The sequence below is a fragment of the Facklamia miroungae genome, from assembly GCF_012396555.1.
Lineage (GTDB): Bacteria > Bacillota > Bacilli > Lactobacillales > Aerococcaceae > Facklamia > Facklamia miroungae.
Map to the genome: position 1 here is coordinate 13,201 of NZ_JAAXPS010000010.1, position 18,772 is coordinate 31,972.

Annotated in this window: 22 protein-coding genes; all 22 read left to right on the forward strand. The window is 35.2% G+C overall.

From position 1 onward, the window contains the following. The first annotated feature begins 54 nt into the window (after positions 1 to 54). The 22 genes from HF969_RS08300 (at position 55) to gap (ending at position 18,759) form a co-directional block, all read left to right on the forward strand. Entirely contained in the window at positions 55 to 282 is a 228-nt protein-coding gene (locus tag HF969_RS08300; protein ID WP_090290344.1) for a YkuJ family protein, read from the forward strand. A gap of 248 nt (positions 283 to 530) precedes the next feature. After that, positions 531 to 1,064: a YqeG family HAD IIIA-type phosphatase gene (locus HF969_RS08305; protein ID WP_090290343.1), complete on the forward strand. Its 534-nt coding sequence runs from the start codon at positions 531 to 533 to the stop codon at positions 1,062 to 1,064. Continuing rightward, the gene (gene yqeH / locus HF969_RS08310) at positions 1,048 to 2,175 is read left to right on the forward strand and encodes a ribosome biogenesis GTPase YqeH (RefSeq protein ID WP_090290342.1); all 1,128 of its coding nucleotides are present in this window, start codon (positions 1,048 to 1,050) and stop codon (positions 2,173 to 2,175) included. Before HF969_RS08305 ends, yqeH begins: the two co-directional genes overlap by 17 nt. A 36-nt stretch (positions 2,176 to 2,211) precedes the next feature. Beyond that, positions 2,212 to 2,529, forward strand: coding sequence for a ribosome assembly RNA-binding protein YhbY (yhbY, locus tag HF969_RS08315; protein ID WP_090290341.1), 318 nt, complete (start codon positions 2,212 to 2,214; stop codon positions 2,527 to 2,529). Between the two features lie 13 nt (positions 2,530 to 2,542). After that, on the forward strand, positions 2,543 to 3,220 hold the full coding sequence (locus HF969_RS08320; RefSeq protein WP_090290340.1) for a nicotinate-nucleotide adenylyltransferase: 678 nt from the start codon (positions 2,543 to 2,545) through the stop codon (positions 3,218 to 3,220). 17 nt (positions 3,221 to 3,237) lie between these two features. After that, positions 3,238 to 3,855 (forward strand): bis(5'-nucleosyl)-tetraphosphatase (symmetrical) YqeK, encoded by a 618-nt coding sequence (gene yqeK / locus HF969_RS08325; protein ID WP_090290339.1) that lies wholly within the window; start codon positions 3,238 to 3,240, stop codon positions 3,853 to 3,855. Between the two features lie 8 nt (positions 3,856 to 3,863). Next, the gene (gene rsfS / locus HF969_RS08330; RefSeq protein WP_090290338.1) at positions 3,864 to 4,226 is read left to right on the forward strand and encodes a ribosome silencing factor; all 363 of its coding nucleotides are present in this window, start codon (positions 3,864 to 3,866) and stop codon (positions 4,224 to 4,226) included. Continuing rightward, positions 4,226 to 4,996: a class I SAM-dependent methyltransferase gene (locus HF969_RS08335; RefSeq protein ID WP_168427195.1), complete on the forward strand. Its 771-nt coding sequence runs from the start codon at positions 4,226 to 4,228 to the stop codon at positions 4,994 to 4,996. Before rsfS ends, HF969_RS08335 begins: the two co-directional genes overlap by 1 nt. A 3-nt stretch (positions 4,997 to 4,999) precedes the next feature. Then, on the forward strand, positions 5,000 to 6,217 hold the full coding sequence (locus HF969_RS08340) for a tRNA(Met) cytidine acetate ligase (protein ID WP_090290336.1): 1,218 nt from the start codon (positions 5,000 to 5,002) through the stop codon (positions 6,215 to 6,217). 116 nt (positions 6,218 to 6,333) lie between these two features. Next, complete coding sequence (locus HF969_RS08345; RefSeq protein ID WP_090290335.1) at positions 6,334 to 6,873, forward strand: YceD family protein; 540 nt, start codon at positions 6,334 to 6,336, stop codon at positions 6,871 to 6,873. A gap of 29 nt (positions 6,874 to 6,902) precedes the next feature. Then, a complete protein-coding gene (gene rpmF / locus HF969_RS08350) occupies positions 6,903 to 7,082 on the forward strand; it encodes a 50S ribosomal protein L32 (protein WP_090290334.1) in 180 nt (59 codons plus the stop codon). Beyond that, a complete protein-coding gene (locus HF969_RS08355; RefSeq protein ID WP_168427196.1) occupies positions 7,028 to 7,270 on the forward strand; it encodes a hypothetical protein in 243 nt (80 codons plus the stop codon). Before rpmF ends, HF969_RS08355 begins: the two co-directional genes overlap by 55 nt. A 1,012-nt stretch (positions 7,271 to 8,282) precedes the next feature. Next, positions 8,283 to 10,715, forward strand: a complete 2,433-nt coding sequence (locus HF969_RS08360) for a leucine-rich repeat protein (RefSeq protein ID WP_090290333.1) — start codon at positions 8,283 to 8,285, stop codon at positions 10,713 to 10,715. Between the two features lie 317 nt (positions 10,716 to 11,032). Further along, positions 11,033 to 11,731 carry a response regulator transcription factor gene (locus tag HF969_RS08365; protein ID WP_090290332.1) on the forward strand — a complete coding sequence of 233 codons (699 nt, stop codon included), beginning with the start codon at positions 11,033 to 11,035 and terminating at the stop codon, positions 11,729 to 11,731. A 141-nt stretch (positions 11,732 to 11,872) separates the two neighbouring features. Then, a complete protein-coding gene (locus HF969_RS08370) occupies positions 11,873 to 12,796 on the forward strand; it encodes an ATP-binding cassette domain-containing protein (RefSeq protein ID WP_090290331.1) in 924 nt (307 codons plus the stop codon). Further along, the gene (locus HF969_RS08375) at positions 12,789 to 13,658 is read left to right on the forward strand and encodes an ABC-2 family transporter permease (protein WP_090290330.1); all 870 of its coding nucleotides are present in this window, start codon (positions 12,789 to 12,791) and stop codon (positions 13,656 to 13,658) included. The genes HF969_RS08370 and HF969_RS08375 overlap by 8 nt, the downstream gene beginning before the upstream one ends. A 23-nt stretch (positions 13,659 to 13,681) precedes the next feature. Then, entirely contained in the window at positions 13,682 to 14,653 is a 972-nt protein-coding gene (locus HF969_RS08380; protein WP_090290329.1) for a sensor histidine kinase, read from the forward strand. A gap of 113 nt (positions 14,654 to 14,766) precedes the next feature. Next, complete coding sequence (clpP, locus tag HF969_RS08385) at positions 14,767 to 15,372, forward strand: ATP-dependent Clp endopeptidase proteolytic subunit ClpP (RefSeq protein WP_090290328.1); 606 nt, start codon at positions 14,767 to 14,769, stop codon at positions 15,370 to 15,372. Between the two features lie 140 nt (positions 15,373 to 15,512). After that, positions 15,513 to 15,773, forward strand: a complete 261-nt coding sequence (locus tag HF969_RS08390) for an autorepressor SdpR family transcription factor (protein ID WP_090290327.1) — start codon at positions 15,513 to 15,515, stop codon at positions 15,771 to 15,773. A gap of 15 nt (positions 15,774 to 15,788) precedes the next feature. Beyond that, positions 15,789 to 16,436, forward strand: a complete 648-nt coding sequence (locus HF969_RS08395) for an SdpI family protein (RefSeq protein WP_090290326.1) — start codon at positions 15,789 to 15,791, stop codon at positions 16,434 to 16,436. A gap of 257 nt (positions 16,437 to 16,693) precedes the next feature. Beyond that, a complete protein-coding gene (locus HF969_RS08400) occupies positions 16,694 to 17,734 on the forward strand; it encodes a sugar-binding transcriptional regulator (RefSeq protein ID WP_090290325.1) in 1,041 nt (346 codons plus the stop codon). Between the two features lie 26 nt (positions 17,735 to 17,760). Continuing rightward, the gene (gap, locus tag HF969_RS08405; protein ID WP_090290324.1) at positions 17,761 to 18,759 is read left to right on the forward strand and encodes a type I glyceraldehyde-3-phosphate dehydrogenase; all 999 of its coding nucleotides are present in this window, start codon (positions 17,761 to 17,763) and stop codon (positions 18,757 to 18,759) included. The last annotated feature ends 13 nt before the right edge of the window (positions 18,760 to 18,772 follow it).

Sequence of the window (18,772 nt, forward strand, 5' to 3'; positions counted from 1 at the left end):
TTACTATACCATGTATAATAAATATTATCTTCGTGGTGAAGAATGGAGGAAATCATGAAAGCATCTGTACTTACTGGAATTATCCAACGATTAGAAACAATGGCTAAGTCAAAAGATGAAGTTGAAGTTCGTCGATTTGAATTAGATGGGATTGAAAAATGCCAAGTTACTTATTTGCCAAATGATGATGCTTTTGAAATGACAGAATCTAAGACGGGAACCGTTTTCCGTTTTGATAATGTTGATTTAGTAGCCATTGAAATTTTTGATCTGCTAGGTTAAATTTAATGATTAGAAAAGAGGCCTGAGGACAATTAAACCTCAGGCCTCTTTTATTTTAGTTAGATGCTTTTATCAGATGAACAAACTGCCAGGTGAAATTACAAAGGTTATTGAGAGTCGAATGACAAATATACCTGAACAGACCTAGTGAATCATGCGTATAAGCTACAAAGAATATGCTATAATGATTTTAAGAATGAACAAACGAAAGTTATCAATGTAGAAAATATAAAGGTATAGGAGGAATCATGAAAAATTTGATTCAACCCACATGGTGTCTTAATTCAATTTACCGTTTAACACCTTCTGATTTAATGAACCAACAAATTAAAGGATTAATTGTTGACCTTGACAACACATTACTGGCATGGAATTGTTTAGATCATACACAAGAATTAGCCTTATGGGTTACAAGTATGAAAGAAGCTGGGATAAAATTATTTGTTTTATCGAATAATCATCCTGAACGAGTTCACCGGGTGGCTAATCCTTTAAAAATACCATATTTAGGTCATGCCTTAAAACCTTTGAGGCGCAGTTTTCAACTAGCTATGAAAGCGATGCAAGTTGATCCAGAGAATGTCTTAGTTGTAGGTGATCAAATTATGACTGATGTAATAGGCGCAAGGAGTTTAGGCTTAAAAGTACTCTTAGTGAAACCAATTGTTAATAATGATAATATATATACTTTAGTTAATCGAAATCTAGAAAAAATGGCGCTTAAATGGATAGGGATTGATCGCCACGGAGATTGGGGGGACCAGCTTGAAAGAAGTGAATAATTTAGAAGAAAACTACCAGTGTATTGGCTGTGGAGCTGAAATCCAAAGTGAAAATCCAGAAGAGATGGGGTATTTACCAGCCTCTACGCTAGAAAAGAAAAAAATAGAGGGGAACTTTTATTGTCAGCGTTGCTTTAGATTGCGTCATTATAATGAGTTGCAAGATATTCAATTATCGGATGACTTATTCTTAGATCGACTTTCTTCCATTGCAGAAGATGACGCTTTTGTTGTGAATGTGATTGATATATTTGATGTTGAAGGGAGTATGTTAACAGGATTACAACGTTTTATCGGTTCTCAACCTTTTGTTTTAGTAGCAAATAAGGCGGACTTGTTACCTAAATCAATTAAGCTAGCGCGTATTACTCACTGGTTAAAACAGCGTTTCTTTGAAAATGGTTTGAAACCAGAAGAAGTCTATTTACTTTCTGCAAATAAACCAGCCAGTTTGAAAGCTTTAATCGACCGTATTGACCAAGAAGTACGGCAACACAATGTCTATATCGTGGGAGTCACCAATGTTGGAAAGTCAACCTTGATTAATCAATTGCTACGCCATTATGGTGGAGAAAAAGAAATTATCACTACCTCGGATCATCCAGGGACGACACTTGATATGATTCGCATTCCTTTGACGGAAACAACAGGTATTATCGATACTCCCGGTATTATTAAAGAAAATCAAATGGCTCATTATTTAGATCGCAAAGGTGTGAAAAATTTATTGCCTAGTCAACCGATTAAACCTAGGATTTTCCAATTAAATCCGGGACAAACGCTCTTTTTAGCAGGAGTAAGTCGCATAGACTTTTCGGCAGGTCAGAAGACGGCTTTTACTTTTTACGTATCAAATGATGCCTATATTCATCGAACTAAAACTGAAAAAGCTGATGATTTTTATCAAAAGCATAAGGGCCAACTATTGAGCCCCCCTTATCAAGATCAGCTAAGTGATTTTCCAAAATTACAGGGACGTGATTTCCAATTAAACCCAAATCAAGACATAGCAATTGCAGGTTTAGGTTGGTTTACCGTAAATGAACCCGTTCAAATTAGAGTTTGGGCACCTCAAAATGTTCAAATTTCACAAAGAGAAAGTATAATTTAAATATTAATAAGTTTTTTAACTAGAAAAGGAGTCAAAATGACCGTATTAAATAAAAAACAAATTAAGTTTCTAAGGAAGAAAGCTCAAAAGGAAAAACCAATCTTTCAAGTCGGTAAATTAGGAGTAACAGATGTTTTTATTCAACAAGTCAATGAGGCAATTGAGAAACGAGAGCTTGTTAAATTTAATATCTTACAAAATTCAGATGAAGAAATTAACCAAGCTGCTGAACAAATTGCGGAGTCCATTGATGCGGTGATAATTCAAACAGTGGGGCATACCGCCATTCTTTATCGCCCTTCGCGCAAAGAAAAATATCAGCGACTGAGTGAAGAAATAGCAAACATCCAATAGAAAGGAGACCTTCATGCGGACGATCATTAGCGAGCAAACGATTTTAACCCTAGAGAGAGAATGTGCCTTCGCGACTTTAGGGCAGATAGAAGTTTTATCATCCGACCATGATCGCCAACGCATTGGCATTTTAGGCGGAACCTTTAATCCGCCACATTTAGGACATTTATTAATGGCTGAGCAAGTGGGAAGGCAATTGGATTTAGATGAGGTTTGGTTCATGCCTACTGCCAAACCCCCTCATGCCCCAGGTAAACAAACGATTGCTTCGCAACACCGTATACAAATGGTTCAAAGAGCCATTGAAGGGAATCCGCTTTTTAAGTTACAAGCTTATGAAGTGAATCGCGGTGGCAAAAACTATACGGTGGATACGATGAAACATTTCATTAAAAAATATCCTGAAAGTGACTTTTATTTTATTATCGGAAGCGATTCAGCTAATGATTTAGATACATGGCGCGATATCAGTGAACTCGCTTCAATCGTTCAATTTGTAGGGGTTCGACGTCCAAATGAAGAAGTATATGGCGGATCTTATCCAATTATTTGGGTAGACAGTCCTTTGGTAGAACTTTCTTCAACAGAAATACGTTTGAGAGTTTATCTGGAACAATCGATTCGTTATCAAGTACCTGAAACTGTGATGGAATATATTCATCAACATAATCTTTATCGTCGATTGGATTAGTTGAAAGAGGAGCATTTATGATAGAAGAATTGATATATCAACAAAATCTCATTAATATGAGCCGACAGGAACTAATTAATCAATTAGACAAGCGCTTATCTAAAAGTCGGTTTAATCATGTTATGAGAGTTGAGAAAAAAGCGCTTGAGTTAGCTGAATTATATGGAGCAGATATAGAAAAAACCTCAATCGTGGCCTTGATGCACGATTATGCCAAAGAGATTGATGCAAACACGATGTTACTCTTAGCTAAAGAATTTTGGTCAGATGACCGATTGGATGAAGCGAATGAAGGGATTTGGCATGGTTTCGCCGCAGCACAAATTTTAAAAAGAGATTTAGCATGTCAGGATGAAGAGGTTATTCAGGCGGTAGCTGCTCATACAACAGGTTGGCATCAAATGTCACAAATTGCTAAAATTCTTTACATTGCTGACTATACGGAAGAAGGTCGTGATTTTAAAGGCGTCAATAAAGTTAGAAAATTGAGCCTTATTGATTTAGACAAAGCTTGCTTATTAAAAATGCGAATGACGGTTAAACGCTTGATGAAGAAACAAGAATATCTTTTTCCTTTACAGATTGAAGTTTATAATAGTTGGATCAAGCATTATCAAGAAAATAAAGTTATTTAGGAGGAACTATGACGTTATCAAGTAAAGAAAAATTAGAAGTGATTGTAAAGGCTGCCGATGACCGTATGGGACAAGATATAATGGCTTTAGATGTTAGTGAAATGACTCCTTTAGCTGAATATTTTGTGATTATGCATGCTAAAAATGATCGCCAATTGAATGCGATTGTGGATGAAATCATTGAGAAATGTCATCAGGCAAAGATTAATATTAAAGGTTCTGAAGGCAAAGATGGGGGAAGATGGATTTTAATTGATATTTACGAAATAGTTGTTCATGTCTTCCATTATGAAGAGCGAAGCCATTATAATTTGGAAAAAATTTGGCGAGACGCGCCATTAGTTGATATTTCTGAATGGGTGAATCCTTAATGGGCTTTACCGAAGTAGCTTTGATTTATGACCGTTTTAATGATTTAAGTGCATATGATCATTGGTTGGCTTTTACTCAAGAATGTGGAGGGAAAGAGGTTAAAGCTGTTTTAGATGTTGCTTGTGGAACAGGTTATTTTACACGTCTATTAGTACAACACTTTCCACAGGTAAAGGGTATCGATTTAAATGAAGCAATGATTACAGAAGCTAAAGAGCATTCAAAAAATATTTTGGATAATCTTGTTTTTCAACAAGGGAATATGTTGAATCTCCAAGCAGAACAAGGCAAATATGACCTAGTGACTTGTTATGCTGATTCGTTATGTTTTTTGGCAAATGAAGAAGAGCTTAAGCAAGCTCTTTTTTCAATGGCTAATTGTTTAAAACCCGGCGGACGATTGCTTTTTGATGTTTGGACGCCTTATCAACTGAGTCAAGGGTTTGATCAATTTTCTTATCATGACGAGGATGAAAACGGCGCTCTTTTATGGACTTCTTTCACAGATCCCGATGAGTTAAAAGTTACTCATGAACTGACAGTCTATAATTACTCCCACTTTGAAGGTAGACAAGCCTTGTATACGCGTCATGAAGTGGATTTAGAAGAAAGAACCTATCCTTTGACGACTTATATAAAGTATTTAAATGAAGCTGGTTTTTTATCTCAACAGATACAAGTTAGGGTGCAATTTGGTGAACGACTTTACCATGAGTTTCAAGATCAGCAAGCAGATCGCTGGTTCTTTGTGTGTCAAAAGGGGGAATAAGCCTTGAAAACCATAGGTATTATAGCAGAATACAACCCCTTTCATTATGGACACTTTTACCAACTAAAAAAAGCAAGGTCTTTGACCCAATCAGATTGTGTGATTGTCTTGATGAGCGGCAACGTAGTACAAAGAGGCGAATTCCCCATTCTTGATAAGTGGCAAAGAGCCGATTTAGCTCTTCAAAATGGTGCTGACTTAGTGCTCGAACTGCCTCTTAAATCGAGTCTTCAGTCAGCGGATTATTTTGGGTCTTTTGCCGTCGAGATAATGAAGCATTTAAAGGTTGATTATTTAACTTTTGGAACAGAGTCTGCTCAATTAGAAAATTTACAAGCGTATCTGGATTTTTTAGAATCAGTCGATAGTGATTTACAAAAAGAAATTCGTGTCAGACTCAAGGAGGGAAAAGCCTATCCTGCAGCTTATCATGACGCTGTAAATCATGAGTTAAAGAAGAAAAATAAAAAATTTAATTTTAATCTTTCGGCAGGGAATCACATGCTAGGGTTACAATATTTAAAAGCGCTAGAAGGATCGGATATTAAGCCCTTGGTTATACCGCGTCTTAAAGCAAGTCAAGAACTTATTAAATGGGTTCACCTACCTTATGAACTGCAACCAATTAGTATGCTTTCAGGTAGCCAAATTAGAAAAGAAGCCCAAACAGGAACGCTGAACCCAGTTAATGTTCCTATAATGACCTGGCAAAAACTCCAACATTCCTTAGTTGAATGGCAAGATTATTATCAATTACTCAATTATGCCATTTTAGTACTGGGAACAGAGGGCCTTGCAAAGATTCAAGGGATGGTAGAAGGAATGGAATTTGCTATCTATAAACAAAATCTTCGAACCCATTCTTGGAGTGATTTAGTGGATAGCCTTACTTCAACACGTTGGACGCGATCAGCTGTGCAACGATTATTAATGATGGTATTACTAAATATTGATCAAACTACTTGGCAAGCTTACCTCGATAAGAGCCAAGATCAGCAAGTTATCCGGATTCTGGCTTTCAATCAAGCAGGTCGACAATTTCTAAGTGGTTTTGAATCTGAAAATATAAGACTTTTTTCAAATTTATCTAAAGATATAATTAATTCTTACCATTTAACCTTGCGCTTAGATCGAGTGTTTCAAGCCAATCCAATAAAGAATATCGAGGAGCAGGTGAACGGTAAGCATCCTATATATTTAAAAAAACACTATGAATCGTAAGCTAGTATTCAATGAGTTAATCAGTTATACTATTCATGGGTTCGAATTGATTATTGTGATTGACAAGTTGTCTTTTCTTAAGTATAATTTATTTTGTCGTTTTAGAGGTGATATATATGAAATGGACCCTTCGTCAATTACGTGAAGTTTGTCGTGATGGTATTTATTCCTTTGATGAGCGAATGGATATTCAATCCCAAATGAGTGAACGTAAGTCGGATATAATCGATATAGATGAAGTTCATGCTAAAGGATATTTCCTTTTGCGTGATGAAGAGTTTGTGCTCCACTGTCAATTTGATGTGGATGTAACCTTGCCTTCTACTCGTAGTTTAAAGCCAGTAGTAGTTCCCTTGTCTATCAATGTAAGAGAACGCTACGTTGATAGAAGCTTAGACTTTAATGCCCAAGATTATGAAGAAACAACTATTGTTCTTGAACATGACTATATTGACCTTGCAACGTCAGCTGTTGATAATATTCTTTTGAATATACCAAAACAAGTCATTGCAGAGGATGATATCCATCTTCCTTCAGGTAAAGATTGGGCAGTCATACCCGAAGAAGAATATAATTTTCAAAACCAAGCAGAAGAGGATCAAATTGATCCACGATTTGCAGCCTTAAAAACGTTATTAACAGACCAAGATAATTAAAGGTCATCAACTACCAGGAGGTGTAAATAATGGCAGTACCAAAAAGAAGAACATCTAAAGCAGTCAAAAGAAAGCGTCGTACTCACTTCAAATTAAGTGTTCCAGGCATGAATGCTTGCCCTGAGTGCGGAGAAATGAAATTGAGCCACCGTGTATGCGGAAATTGTGGTTTCTACGCAGGAAAAAATGTAGAAGAAACAGCCAAATAATAACAACGAAGATCGGGAAACCGGTCTTTTTTTTATTTAAAGAAGAGCTGATTGAACCATTATTTGATTCTTTATTATTTGCCAGTCAACTACTGAGTCTGATTGTTAGTTCAACCCAAGAAAGTGAGCTCTTATCAGAAAACCCTGCTGTTGTTGATATTATTAAAAATGAGCAAGTTGCCGCCTAATCACATTCAAACAGGTTAATCCAACTATTCAAACGGCTTTCAATTGGTAAACTTCTTCTCAGCCAGAAGAAGAGAAACGAGAACCAAAAGTTAACGGTTATTAAACGGATAAGAAACTTTCTGGGTCAAAATTGACATCAGGAGGCTAAAGGCCCAATGACCTTAGATGATGTTATTGAATATCTATATAAAGCGATCGCTGAAGAGTTAGATATAAATACAACCCATTATTATTAGGATCTCTCAGAAACTGGTGATTATTCTCAAAAAGCCCCATATACAACTATTCGTGATGGAGCAAAAGGATTCCATTATCCAGTTACTTAGAATGGATATTAGAATGAACATATTCGTTTCGAATCAGGCTTGAATAAAGAGACAATGGATCTCGAAATGGGTAGTTAACTTTTGATAATCAAATATGAGTCAATGAATATCATGATAACATATCCTCGATTTTCAGAGGGTGAGACTTATGTAGACGTTTCTAATAAGCAAGAAAAATTGTGTGTTATTGGAACACTAATTTATTGCTTATTAAAAAAAATTAAATTAGAAAAGCAAAGTGTGTCACTGTTGCTAAAAGAAATTAGTGTAATCCTCAAAATAGTCTGATAGTTTATGAATAGAAATATTGATAGAGTAAAAAATAAGATAATATTTCAGTAGCAAAATGGTACTTGCTTTAACAAAATAGAGATATTCCGTTTGCTAAAGCTTGATTATGGATAAAATATAAATGGTGTGACAGTTATAAACCCAACAATGTTATAAGAGTATATAATTTTTGTGGTAGTTAGATGTTTAAAAAAGATTCTTTCCATAAAGTTATAAAACATTTATGGAAAGAATCTTTTTAGAGAGCACAAATTAGCCTAAAGCTCAGGATCAGGTTATAAATTTGAGAGAACTTATCATTCACTCGTTGACAAAATTTAATAGGAATGCTATCTTTAGTTTTACCTAATTATTTATTTAGGTTAACCTAAAATATAGATTTTGGAGGAAATTTATGAATAAAAATAAATTCTTAATCGGTAGCATGTTAACAATAAGTAGTTTTGTTTTGGTTTCGCAGTCTGCGATATTTGCTGAAGATGAAAGTAATATAGAGGTATCTATAGAGAATATACATAATAAAGTTGCTTCATCTGAAAGCGATACTGTAAGAAGCGAGTTAAAAGATGTTCTGGTTTCAGAGGGACATCAAATAGAGACTCTTGACGAAAAAAATCAAGACGATTTAAACAAAAGCTCTGATAAAAACGATATAAAAAATGAAAATAAGGATAGTATTATCAATAATGAAGACCGAGAAAAATTATTAGATTCTGGTCTTAAAAAACCAATAAATGTTTCTAAAGATAAAGAAACAGAGTTTGAAGGTAATAAGTCGTCAGAAATACTTGCGCCTACGACCTCAAGAGAATCTGATAATAGTTTGGAGAGTTATTCAGAAACTGACACTAATCTTTCGAAAGAGAATTTAAAATCAACCTACGTGAATGATCAAAACGCTCAAATCCTAGGAAGTATTATTACAGATAACCAGAATCTAGTTTATAAAATCTTATCATATAAAGACGGAGTAGGAACTGTTCAATTAGGTGATGGTGAAAAAAGTCTCATATGGAATGATGATACCTTAAGAATTTCTGATGTTATTCAAAATGAAAAAGGTACATTTACAGTAACGGAAATTGCTAGCAATGCATTCTATAGTGTAATTGAAGAAGTATCTGGTCAGAGAATGGGTCCGAATGTTTCAAAGGTTATCATACCCAACTCAATCTTGAAGATCCAAGATCGAGCATTTTTTTCAGCTGAAACCGTCAGAAATGTTGAGTTTTTGCCAAAGTCTAACTTAAAGCATATAGGAAAAGAAGCTTTTTATTTCTCAAATCTAAAACATATAAAAATTCCGGATTCTGTTGAAACAATCGGAGATAAAGCTTTTTCATTTAATGAGAATCTAACAGATTTAGAAATTGGAGAAGCTTCTAATTTAAAGACTATTGGTAAGAGCGCCTTCTCTTCAAACAAAAAATTGAAGCGACTTTACATTCCTAAAGGGGTTACCTCAATAGGAGAAGAAGCTTTTATAACAACTTCTGATTTAGAAGAAATAAGGGTGAGTTCATCAAATAATAATTTTAAAGATATAGATGGAATTTTGTTTGATAAAGATGAAAAAAATCTTATAAAATATCCGTCAAGTAAAGTAGAAAGAAACTATGAGATTCCTGAAAAAGTAATGTCTATAGCCGATTATGCTTTTGACAATAATGATAATCTTAAAGAGTTAATATTCGGGAAAAATGTTAAAAGAATAGGAGATTTTGCGTTTAAAAATGCAGATAAGTTAGAAAAAATTAAACTAAATGAGGGACTTGAAGAAATTGGCAGGTTGGCCTTTTATTATATGCCATCTTTAGAGAGCGTTGAATTACCAAAATCGTTAAATAGTTTAGGAAGGAATCCTTTTTATGGCTTAGATTCTTTAACAACTATTATTTTTGGAGAAGGAGTCAAAGAATTTTCAAATAGTACTATTGCTGGTCCTCTTGGATCATTGAAAAAAATTATAATTAAGGCGAAAAATGCCACTTTTGCAGAGGATAGTTTTAACCTTTCGGATAATATAAAAGGTACTGTTAAAATAGAAGTTGCTTCAGATAACATCAAAAATAAAATGGTGGAATTAGGATTTAAGGAAGAAAATATTTTAATTAATCTTGACGACGAGACGCCAGATGACGGTACTCCGGATGAAGAGACGCCAGATGATGGCACTCCGGATGAAGAGACGCCAGATGACGGTACTCCGGATGAAGAGATGCCAGATGACGGCACTCCGGATGAAGAGACGCCAGACGACAGCACTCCGGATGATGGCACTCCGGATGAAGAGACGCCAGACGACAGCACTCCGGATGATGGCACTCCGGATGAAGAGACGCCAGACGACAGCACTCCGGATGATGGCACTCCGGATGAAGAGATGCCAGATGACGGCACTCCGGATGAAGAGATGCCAGATGACGGCACTCCGGATGAAGAGACGCCAGATGACGGCACTCCGGATGAAGAGACGCCAGATGACGGTACTCCGGATGAAGAGATGCCAGATGACGGTACTCCGGATGAAGAGACGCCAGATGACGGTACTCCGGATGAAGAGATGCCAGATGATGGCACTCCGGATGAAGAGACGCCAGACGACAGCACTCCGAGTGAGGGTACTCCCGCCGACAGTAGCCCTAATGATGGTGTGAAAAATGGTGATGAAAGCACAAAGGTTACGAAATCAGCTATTCTTAGTACATCTTTGCCTAAGACAGGTGAAAACGATCCATATTTAATTTTTTCAGCATCTGTTTTAACATTGCTTGGTGGACTAGGTTTATATCAAAGAAGTGTAAGCAAGAAAGATAATTTTGTTTAAAGGAATGGTACCTGAATATAGTAAAAAAATTAATAAAAGCTGTTAGTTTTAATTAGTCTCGTTATAATACGAAAGATAAATAAATAGCGTTTAAAATGTCCTTGAAATTTCATTCTTTCATCAAAAAAAGCTTAACTTGTTTTTTAAATCAAGTTAAGCTTTTTTTAATATAACTTTTCAGTTTATATGGAATGTATTTTTAATTTGGATGATCTTTCGAAATATATCTTTCTCGTATATGGATAAAAGAATTAGCTATACATTATAAGACCAACATTTTAGTTTTTTGATATACTATTTAAGAAGGAGGTAGGCTTATGGTATCGATTTTAGTTGTTGAAGATGATTTACAGATTAATAATATGTTATTAGAAGCTTTGACGAAGGAAGGATACTTAGTGACTCCTGCTTATTCAGGGAGCGAAGGTCAACTTTTATTCGAGCTATCAAATTTTGATCTCATATTATTAGATTTAATGTTACCTGGGTTATCAGGTTTAGACCTACTTAAAATAATTCGTGGGGAAAAATCCATTCCGGTGATTGTTATTTCAGCTAAGGAACAAGTTGATGACAAGGTAGAACTTTTACAAGCTGGAGCAGATGACTACTTGGTGAAGCCGTTTGATCTTAAAGAATTAAAAGCGCGTATTCAAGTATGTCTTAAACGCCATCAAACTAGTTTAGAGGAAAAAACATCGGATAAGAGATTGAATTTCGAAGGGTTAATGATTGATTTTGAGACCCGAGCAATTAATTATCAAGGGCAGGAATTAAATTTAACGCCTCAAGAAAGAAGGATCTTAGAATTATTATTAAGTCAACCAAAGAAGGTTTTTTCAAAGTTTGAAATTTATGAATATGCTTGGGGAGCAGACTATTTGGCGGATGATAAGACGTTAACTGTTCATATGTCAAATTTACGCAAGAAATTAAATCAAATAAGTAAAAGACCTTGGATTGAAACGGTTTGGGGAATTGGTTTCCGTTTGATTTCGCTGGAAAATAAAAAATAGTTAAATTGTATTGAATATATCAATTTATTTTATTTTCTTTTATGTTTGTATCTTAACCTTTTCTTAGTACTTTCTTTGTTTTTCCTTTGCCATTTTATTTTTGAAGGAGGCTATAATATAGATAACAAAGGAGGGAAGAAGATGGAAAGCATTCTTAAAAGTGAAAATTTATGTAAAGCTTATAAGAATCAGTTTGCATTGAATAATGTCAGTATGAATGTTCAATCGGGTGATATCTATGGTCTGATTGGTCGTAATGGAGCTGGTAAAACAACCTTAATGAAGATCATTAATCGTCAGATTCTACCGACTAGTGGAAAGGTTTGGATTCAAGACCAAGAAATGGCTAAAAATGACCATTTTCAAGTAAGAATTGGCACTTTAATTGAGGCGCCAGGACTTTATATGGGACTCACAGCTGGGCAGAACCTTGAACTAAAATGTAAATTGTATGGAATTCGTCGTGCAAATTATATAGAAGAATTATTGAATTTAGTAGGTTTACCCATTAGTCAAGTTAAGAAAAAGAAAGTAAAAAAATTTTCATTGGGCATGAAACAGCGATTAGGTCTTGCTTTAGCTTTAGTAGGAGATCCGGATATTTTGTTGTTAGATGAACCTACCAATGGAATGGATCCGCAAGGTATTAGTGAGTTCCGCGAGACGATTCTTAAATTGAATAGCGAACGTCATATTACGGTTGTGATATCTAGTCATATTTTGGGTGAATTGGCGAAACTCACGACTCGAATTGGTATTATTAATGAAGGCACCTTATTAAAAGAGGCAGATATGGAGGAATTAAATCAGATTAATCAAGATTTTATTCGGATTAAGGGTGGCAATCAGGCCCAAATAATGGCACATTTACAAGAAAAATTTGATCTTCATCAAATGAAGCAAGTGAGCGATTCAGAACTGCGTGTATATGAACACTTAGATAATCCGTCATTAATTAGTCATGAATTAATTCGCTCAGGCATTCTTTTTGAACAATTGGTAGTTGAACGAGCGAGCTTAGAAGATTACTTTATCCGCTTAACAGGAGGTCACAATAATGGTTAATTTTATTCGCTTTGATTCCTATAAGTTGTTGCACATGAACGCTACTTGGATTACGCTATTGATCCTATCGTTGATATTCTCTTTATTAACTTATGGCGGCTATGTAACAACACACAAATCTTACGAGGACTATCAGCTATCAATGGCTTCGAAAGAAAGCAATGAAGAAGGTAATTTTAAGTTAGAAATAAAATCGATGCAAGAAGGAGAAATTTTAACAGAGGAAGAGTACGAAACAAGTATTCAAGAAGAAAAAAAAGCCTATCGTTTTTCCGATAGTTTAATTGCTAATTACAGCTTGAGCCTTCTTTTTGTTTATATACTTTCAGCTGTTTTTATTGAAAGTGATTTTTCTTCTGGTTATTTAAAAAATATGTTAGCTATTAAAGGAGCGAAATGGAAATGGGTGACTTCTAAACTATTTGTCGCCTTGTTAATATTCTTCATATTTCAAGTTGTTTGTATTGCTTTTTCAGTCCTAATGGCCGGTGTGACAGGTCAAATAGAGTTTCCTATTCATTGGCAAGATCATTTAGCTTTACTATTGCCACAAGCTCTTATGTACCTTATTATTATGTCGGTGACAGTAACCTTAAGTTTATTGCTACAAAGTAAAGTGGCAATCATTGTCTTAGCTTGCCTAATGGGAGCAGGTTTTCACAATCAAATCATTGGATTTATAGGGGATATTGTTGGTTTGGATCTTACAAAACAATTATTCTCTATTAAGCTAATGTCAATGGGTCCAAATTATGCAGAGCAAGCCATGTCAGTGGTAAGTATGGGTGTTATATACCTATTGGTACTTTATCTCTTGAATAGGTGGTATATTTATCGAATAGACTTTAAGTTTGAACATTAGAGCATAGAAAGTAGGGACCGTCAATGATATATTTGTTATTGATTTTGATAATTCTAGCTATAATTTGCTATCATTATTACTATCGGCGTCAAGTGTTTGATTTGACGAAGCAATTAAAGGCTATCAGTAAATCCCCTACGAATCAATTGTTGACACAAGAGATTTTTTCATCAGAAATGAATGAACTTGTTAAAAGGATAAATTTGGCATTAATTAAAGAAAGAAATATATATAGAGAATTGCAAATTGAGCAACGTTCAAAGCAAGAATTAATGATTAATCTTTCCCATGATGTGAGGACACCTTTGACCTCACTTATGGGTTATCTTCAATTAATGGAAACAAGCGATGATGAGAATGACAAGCGGCGCTATTTTCAGATTATCTATCAAAGAATCGATCATTTAAAAAATTTGTTGGATCGGCTTTTCTTATTAGAGAGGTTGCAAGACACAGAGTTTGAATACAAGAATGAAATCTTGAATTTAAATGAAATCATTACTCAGCATGTTTTGTCTTTCTATGATCAGTTAAAAACGGCTAATATCGAAGTTGAACTGGACTTATCGGACGGTGGTTTTTTAATTACATCGGATGTCAGACTGTTGAACCACGCGCTAGATAATTTAGTAAAAAATGTGTTAGATCATGGCAAGGATTACTTAAAAATAAAATTGACGGGCCATAAAGTTGAGGAAGAATTAACAAGTCTTAAGCAAGAAGATTTAATTAATCAAACAAAACGAGAAGTTTTACCAGATAATGCAAATGTCGTTAGAATCATTTATTGTAATCGACTTTCACAACCAATTAATGAAGATCCTAATACTTGGTTGAATCGCTTCTATCAACCTAAAAACAACCAGTCGAGGACAAAACAAAATACGGGCTTAGGCTTAAATATAATCAAAATAGTTGTTGAGAAATTAAGAGGTCAAATTTATTTGGAAGCAAAGGGGTCTGATATACTGATAAATCTCTACTTTCCAATCTAATCAGCGAATGATTTTATGATCAGGTAGAAGATCATAAAACTTGACCATTCTTGACCTAATCCGTTATACTATTGAAGTAAATTGAAATACTCTGATTAAAGGAAGGACATATAATGAATTTAGTACCAACAGTAATAGAACAAACTTCACGCGGAGAACGCGCTTATGACATATATTCGCGCTTGTTAAAAGATCGAATTATTATGTTATCAGGTCCAGTTGATGATCACATGGCTAATTCAGTTATTGCACAATTGTTATTCTTAGATGCTCAAGATCCTGAAAAAGATATTTACTTATATATTAACTCACCAGGTGGTAGTGTTACGGCTGGGTTGGCCATTTATGATACCATGAACTTTATTAAAGCGGACGTCCAAACAATCGTGATTGGACTAGCAGCGTCAATGGGATCTGTCCTATTAGCTGCAGGAACCAAAGGCAAACGTTTTGCCTTACCGAACGCTGAAGTAATGATTCATCAACCATTAGGGGGAGCGCAAGGCCAAGCCACTGAAATCGAAATTGCGGCTCGTCATATCCTTAAGACTAGAACACGTTTAAATGAAATTTTGAGTGAAGCGACTGGCCAACCACTTGAAGTAATTGAAAAAGATACTGACCGAGATAATTTTATGACGGCTGAAGAAGCAAAAGCTTATGGTTTAGTGGATGAAGTAATGTCTAGTCGTAAAGATAAGAAAAATAAGAAAGACTAAAAATTAATGATTTTTTAAAGCACTAGCTATCTGCTAGTGCTTTTTTGAATCCTTGTTTTAAAGATGGAATATGTTAAAATAATAATTAGTTATTTAGCTAAATGTCTAAATTAAAGAATATTAAGTCGGAGGTGACATCAATGAGTTTTCAGATGCTTTTTAAAGCTTTGAGTGATCCCAATCGAAGGAAAATTCTTGAACTATTGAGACCTGGGCCGTTAACTGCTGGAGAGATTGTCAGGCACTTTAACTCTGCTGGTTCAACAATTTCTAAGCATTTGTCGATTTTAAAACAAGCTGATTTAGTAATTGATAAAAGAGAAGGTCAATTTATCTATTATGAATTAAATACTTCAGTTTTAGATAGCGTTATTCAATGGTTAATTAATTTAGAAAAATAGAAGGGGTCTGATCTTATGATGAATAGCTTTTCAAAATATATTTTAAAAAATTGGCTACTTGTACTTATATCAATTATACTTGCTGGTTATTTCTTTTTAAATGCTCCTGAAACCGTTCCTACGCATTTTGATATAGCGGGGAATGTGGATAGATATGGTTCCAAAACAAGTCTCTTATTCTTTCCTGGTTTAATGATTGGGCTTAATCTTTTAGCAGAAATGTTGAAACACATCGATCCAAAACGTGAAAATTTTCAGCGTTTTGAAAAACATTTTTATCTGATTATTTTTGCGACGAATTTCTTCTTTCTTTTTACTCAAATTGTTATGGGAGCTTATATTTTGAACTGGATTAACCAACTTCCTTCCTATATAGAAGGTAGTCTAGGGATTTTGTTCATAATTTTAGGTAATTTTATGCCTAAGATAAAATTTAATTATTTTATGGGCATTCGGACCCCATGGACCTTAGCGAATGAGCATGTGTGGTATCATACCCACCGTTTGGCAGGTAAAGTGTTTGTTTTAATGGGTGCATTAATCATATTAACAATTCTATTACCAGCGGCCATTAAAGAATGGGCTTTTCTTGTAATTACGCTTGGTGGTGTAATTGTTGTGAGTATGGCTTCCTATTGGTTTTATCGCAAAGAAAAGCGGTAATGTCTTCTCTTAATAGTAACCCGATGTCTTTTATAAGAGTTGCTCTTTTTGGTTAACAAAAAAATTTGTTGTTTTTGATAGCGGATAAATATATTTAGGTCCAGTTTAGAGCGAATCAGGACATTATACGACCAACAAAACAAAGGGTATTTATTGTAATTTAGAGTATACAGTGATAAAATAGTCAATATAGAAGAATTAAAAGCTTTTCTTCTTTTGTTATTTTAGGTCGCTTAACGACCAATAGGAGGCTTGGGATGGATTTAATCGATGTGTTAGGTACACTTGCGCCTGAATTAGATGAGATGTTAGATATTCGTCTAAATATCTTAAAGGCTTTATCTAAACATCAATTACGAATTGGTCGTAAGGTTTTAGCGGAGCAAATCAATTTATCCGAGCGGACTTTAAGAACAAATTTAAAAGTTTTACGCGATCAAGAACTGGTAGACGTTAGTCGTGCAGGAATTCGGATTACTGATGAGGGGCAAAGAGTAGGTCATCTTATTCAGCAATTAAGAATGGGTCAGGATCGTTTGCCAGAGTATGAGGCGTTCTTAGCGAAAGAGCTCGAAATTCAAAATTGTTGGGTAGTGGCTGGCAATGTCGAAAATGACCCAACAGTCTTTCAAATGCTAGCTGAAGCGGTACAAACGATTCTAGGTCAAGAATTGCCGCAAGAAGCTGTTGTGGCTGTTACAGGCGGATCGACCTTAGCAAATGTAGGACAGTATTTTACCAAAGAATTGTCGCAAAATAGACATTTATCATTCGTACCTAGTCGTGGCGGAATGGAAGGGTCTTTCCATATTCAATCGAATACGGTTGCTGGTATAATGGCTCAAGAAACACAAGCTGATTATGTTCCCTTGTACGTTCCAGATCGTTTGACTGATGAATTAAGCCAGGAGATTGTTAAAGATCCAGCGATAAAAAAAGCCTTGGATTTAAGCCGAACAGCTAACTGTCTTTTGTTAAGTGTAGGTGCTGCGCAGATTATGTCACATCGAAGAAAATTGACTGATCAACAAGAAAAGAAAATTATTGAAGGTCAAGCAGTGGGTGAAGCATTTGGTATTTTTTATGATGCTGATGGGAAAATTGTTTTTTCTATTCCACGTCTAGGCTTACAACTTGAAGATGTTATAAAGTTTCCGTTATTATTAACCATAGTAGCAGGTGAACAAAAAGCTTCTGCTACCCGAGCTTTCTACAAGATGATGCCAAAACAAACCTGGCTCATCTGTGATGAAAGTCTCGCTAAAGCTGTTTTAAATGGGGTTACCCAATTTAAATAAAATATCCTAAGGGGGAAATTATCAATATGTCAACAAAAATCGCAATCAATGGTTTCGGCCGAATTGGACGTTTAGCATTACGTCGTATTTTAGAAAAAGGATCCGATTTAGAAGTCGTAGCAATTAATGATTTAACAGATAACGAAGATTTAGCTTACTTATTAAAATATGACTCAGCGCAAGGACGCTTTCCATATTCTGTAGAAGCTAAAGGTGATGTGATTGTTGTGGATGGTAAAGAGATCAAAGCTTTTGCTGAACCGGATGCAGCAAAATTACCATGGAAAGATTTAGGGGTTGAATTTGTCTTAGAATGTACTGGTTTTTACAATTCAGCAGAAAAGGCTCAAGCCCATATCGATGCAGGTGCTAAACGTGTCTTAATCTCAGCGCCCGCTAAGTCGCCTGAAACGAAAACAATTGTATACGGTGTAAATCACGAAGTTTTAACAGCGGATGATGTGATTGTTTCAGCAGCTTCATGTACAACGAACTGTTTAGCTCCGATGGTGAATGTTTTACACAAAGAATTCGGACTAAAATCTGCCCAAATGGTGACTGTCCATGCTTATACAGCAACTCAAAAATTGCAAGATTCACCAGGTGGACGTAAAAACCGTGCAGGTGCCTTCTCAATTATCCCAGCTTCAACTGGAGCTGCTAAAGCAATTGGAAAAGTAATTCCTGAATTAAATGGCAAGATTGATGGTGCAGCTTTACGTGTTCCAACAATTACTGGCTCTTTAACTGAGGTATACGCAGTCTTAGATAAGGAAGTAACAGCTGAAGAAGTCAATGCAGCGATGAAAAAATATGAATCAGATGCTTTTGTCTATGAAGAAGATGAAATTGTTTCTGCTGATATTATTGGTTATCCAGCTGGATCAATCTTTGATGCAACACTTACAAAAGTAATGGGGGAAGGCGATGATCAAATCGTCATGGCAGCATCATGGTATGATAATGAGTACGGCTTTACAGCAAACATGATTTCAACCTTAGAATATTTTGTTGAACTAAACTAATCGAAAAACCCAC